Genomic DNA, 3593 nt, shown 5'->3' on the forward strand with positions numbered 1-3593 from the left:
GTATAACTGCGGTACACCGAAAACGTTCATCATTCCACCTAAAAACGTACTTAAAACCGCAAATAAAACAAATGCTGCAAATACTCCTACCAAACTAAATTTAAACCACTTCTGCACACTTTCATTACGTTCATGTGCTTGTTTGATTTCTTCTTTCGCTTGTTGGTTAAATTGTGCTAAGTCATTGTATTCTTTCAACATCTTCTCTTTTACTTTATCGCTATCAATCTGCTTTAGTCTGTCATTCAAAAATTTTAAATACTTGGTTTGTGCAGTTTCGGCTTTATAACTGTAATCCGTCGTGGTCTCGTCCAATTTTTTTATCAATTTTTCCAAATTGCGATTGCGGTTCTCTTGGTCGTTCTCTATTTCTATCATCATTTTTGCGAGCAATTTGTTTTGCCTTTTCAATTCTTTGATTTCGGCGTTCATCTGCAATGTTTTCGAATCCGTCCCAGTCGACCTTGTATTTATCTGCGTACTGTTCTTGTCTGCGTTCCTGTTCTCGCTCTCGCTCTTGTTCCTCTCGTTCCTTTGCTCGTTCATTCTGTCTTTCAAGCTCAAGCATGACACCTCCTAAATCGTAATTGTTGCCTAATCGACTGCCACGCACTTTTTTATCTTCTGATTCGTGCTTGTAAGTAATCGTCTTTTTGGTTTTACGTGTTATTTCAACACCGCTTGTTTTCAACTTTTTCTCAAACTGTTCAAAGTCTGTTGTGTCTTTCAAACTATCCTCAATCTTTTCTCTGACTTCGTCTTTCCAAGATGTTTTACCTCTTTCAAGTCTGCCTTTTTCGCCTTGCGTGTATCTTATCTCTGCTTGTTTTTCTGGTATGGATAATCCATGTTCACGACACACCTGATCGTTTGCGTTTCTAATATCACGCAAAGCCTTTTTGTCGTTATTGAATTTTTTGCCTGTTTCTATATCCACCGCATTAATCACAATATGATTGTGTACATGGTCTGTATCTGCATGCGTATAAACTGCTACTTGATGATTAGGTGCTATCTTCTGTGCCAATTCCAATCCAAGTTGATTACATTGTTTCGGCGTAACCTCATCTGGCTTGAATGACTGAATAACTACGTGACCTTCATTGCCATTTGTTTTGTTATAAAGCTCTCGTACTGCTTTAAAACTGCCTTTAGCATATTCCACATCACAATTCAGACCGCTTTTTTCTTCTGCACGCTTTTCCGCATAGTTGATTGCTCTTGATGTTGATTTTGTTGAACTTATTTTAGTTGTTGCCATATCTCTTTAAGTTCCTTTCTGATAATGCTTAAGTTTCTTTCCAAGTCGAAAAATCTAGGGTCTTCATTATGTTGGCGTCTCTCGTTGCAATACTTTGCAATCTGGTTCACGTTGCCCCCTAATTTACTCAATTGTTGCACCAATTCTTTTGACGTTTCTGCGTCAAATTTCGGTGCTACCAATCTCGCCCCTTGTGCCTTTTTCTTCACGAAAGCAGGCACACTCATATGCAAATTTTCAGCTGAACGCTTCAACTTTTCATATTCGGATTCGCTCACACGAAAACTAATTTGTTTCGGCTCTTTGCGGTCGGGTTTACGGTTTTTCCCGACAGGCAAATCGCTAGCCAAATTTTTATTTCGTTCGCTCATAATCCCACCTCCTTTTTCTGTCGAAAACAAATACTTTCCACAGTTAGAGCTTATAATATTTGCTCTAACTCTTCAAGTATTTTGGAGGTTTGGCAAGCACTGGCTTTGCTAGCCACTTACGTGGTAGCTCGCCGTCCTTGTTGGGATTATATCCCAAGCCCTTTATGTTTTTGCTAACGCAAAAAATGAGTGGCTAAATGATAGCCACTCATAGTTCAAAACCATAAAACCTTGCAACCAAAAATGGTGGTTGCAACACGTTCAATTAATTTTATGATCTGCTCGCTTTTTAGCTCGCAGTATAAAATTAAATTCACTCAAAACCGAAAATCAGAAAGCCAAAAATCAATTTGTTTTTGCAATTGTTTTTCGTTTTCTTTCAAAGTCAATTTCATTAACTCTGTTAAATCAACAGAAGATATTTCTGACATCAATTTACGCATTTTATATTTTCTTTTACGCTCTAATTTTCCCCACTCATTTTCATCAAATAATAAAGCCATAACTGTATGACGTTCTGAAGTCTTTTCAATCGTCGTATAATCTGGTTTTAATATATGCAAATCATCAAAGCAATCTTTCCACATATCGACCATGTTTCGTTTCAACTCAATTTCCACACGCCACAAATGCTCAGATTCTACTTCAACATCCGCGTTATCTTTACGTTCTTTTTTCTTGTTGTAAATTCTAATAAATCTTTCGCTATCACGTGAACCAAAATATTTTGTTTCTGCTAATCCATTAATCCCATAAAAAACTGTCTTTTTCAAAGCTTTATCTGACATTGCGTAATAGTCGCTTAAATCATCTTCAAAATCAAAAGCCAAATCTATTCTTGTAAAACCGTCATCTTCCATGAAATTTATTATATTGCGTTTTAACCAAAGCATTTCGTCATGTGAAAGTTTGTTCGGATTAAATTCAACACGCATGTTACGTCTATCCCAACTATCTGCTTTCACTTTGTCATACTCAATATAAACTTTTTCTTGTAATGCTTTAGCTTTGAACTTTGTTTGCAAAATATCCCACATTCTAATTTGAGGTTCAATACTCATAAATTTCGAAAGTTTTTCGGCATTATATTTATTAAGATTTCCAACAATAGTCATCCCGTCAAAACTTATTTTTGGAGAGGGGGTGTCCCTAAAATGTACACCTAACCGGCTATTAGAGTAGCCGGTTCTGGTGTAATTTGTAACTTTCCCTAATGTGCCTTGTTTTGAATGATTTTCTTGAATATTTTCAGACATAAAAAACGACTCCTTTTCAAAGAGTCGTTCCACCCTGCTCACCCAATTTTATATCTTGAAGATTTATCTAAATTCGTATAACATCAAGATATACAAAATAAACACAAAACATCGTAGTTTTTTGTATCCTTTTTTTTGGGGTGAGTCGTTCACAAAACTTTGGTAGGTCGAGTGGAACGGCTCTCTTTTTATTTAGTTTATAATATATCACTCTTACATAGCTTGGTCTAACTGCTTGAAAAAGCAATGTGTAACAAAACCTGTTTCATAATCAAAAACCTTTGTTGCTTTATTCCAATTGCTTTATTGACGTTGAGCCTCTGAACCCTTAACAAACCCAAAACTTGTCGAATGGTCGGCTTAATAGCTCACGCTATGCCGACATTCGTCTACAAGTTTAGTTAAGGGTTCTCCTCAACGATCAATAAATTTTCTCGGCATAAATGCTCGTTCTTGTTATAATTGAAATGGAGAAGGAGTTGTGGCTCTCCCTACAGAATTACTCTATTAATTCAGTTATAAGTTCAATTAACGCTCTTAATAAGTTGATAATACTTATTAAGGGTTTTTTTATCTGTATTTCTCTAAGAGGGCAAATAAGAGCCATACAAAGCCACCGAGCATTAAATATGGTACCAAGTACCCTAAATACCATAAAACGCCCCACAAGCTCTCTGTGCGCTTTATAGCGTGATTTAAATTGTC

5 protein-coding genes are annotated in these 3593 nt (G+C 36.3%); all 5 read right to left on the bottom strand.

From position 1 onward, the window contains the following. Window positions 1–249, bottom strand: a 249-nt coding sequence (locus C7N65_RS12875) for a DUF334 domain-containing protein (RefSeq protein WP_158698142.1), incomplete at its 3' end; no start/stop codon positions are given. Between the two features lie 34 nt (window positions 250–283). Beyond that, entirely contained in the window at window positions 284–1261 is a 978-nt protein-coding gene (locus tag C7N65_RS12435; RefSeq protein ID WP_105980579.1) for a relaxase/mobilization nuclease domain-containing protein, read from the bottom strand. After that, entirely contained in the window at window positions 1243–1632 is a 390-nt protein-coding gene (locus C7N65_RS12440) for a plasmid mobilization protein (RefSeq protein ID WP_012779611.1), read from the bottom strand. The genes C7N65_RS12435 and C7N65_RS12440 overlap by 19 nt, the downstream gene beginning before the upstream one ends. Window positions 1633–1949: 317 nt before the next feature. Then, the gene (locus C7N65_RS12445; RefSeq protein WP_105994755.1) at window positions 1950–2888 is read right to left on the bottom strand and encodes a replication initiation factor domain-containing protein; all 939 of its coding nucleotides are present in this window, start codon (window positions 2886–2888) and stop codon (window positions 1950–1952) included. A 499-nt stretch (window positions 2889–3387) separates the two neighbouring features. Next, a partial coding sequence (locus tag C7N65_RS12790) for a hypothetical protein (RefSeq protein ID WP_234019095.1) occupies window positions 3388–3593 on the bottom strand: 206 nt, incomplete at its 5' end.

Origin of the sequence: Staphylococcus simulans, from assembly GCF_002994445.1 — a bacterium.
Lineage (GTDB): Bacteria > Bacillota > Bacilli > Staphylococcales > Staphylococcaceae > Staphylococcus > Staphylococcus simulans_B.

Coding starts and splice junctions, on each gene's coding strand:
- C7N65_RS12435 (WP_105980579.1), bottom strand. CDS start 1,261: ATGGCAACAACTAAAATAAGTTCAACAAAATCAACATCAAGAGCAATC.
- C7N65_RS12440 (WP_012779611.1), bottom strand. CDS start 1,632: ATGAGCGAACGAAATAAAAATTTGGCTAGCGATTTGCCTGTCGGGAAA.
- C7N65_RS12445 (WP_105994755.1), bottom strand. CDS start 2,888: ATGTCTGAAAATATTCAAGAAAATCATTCAAAACAAGGCACATTAGGG.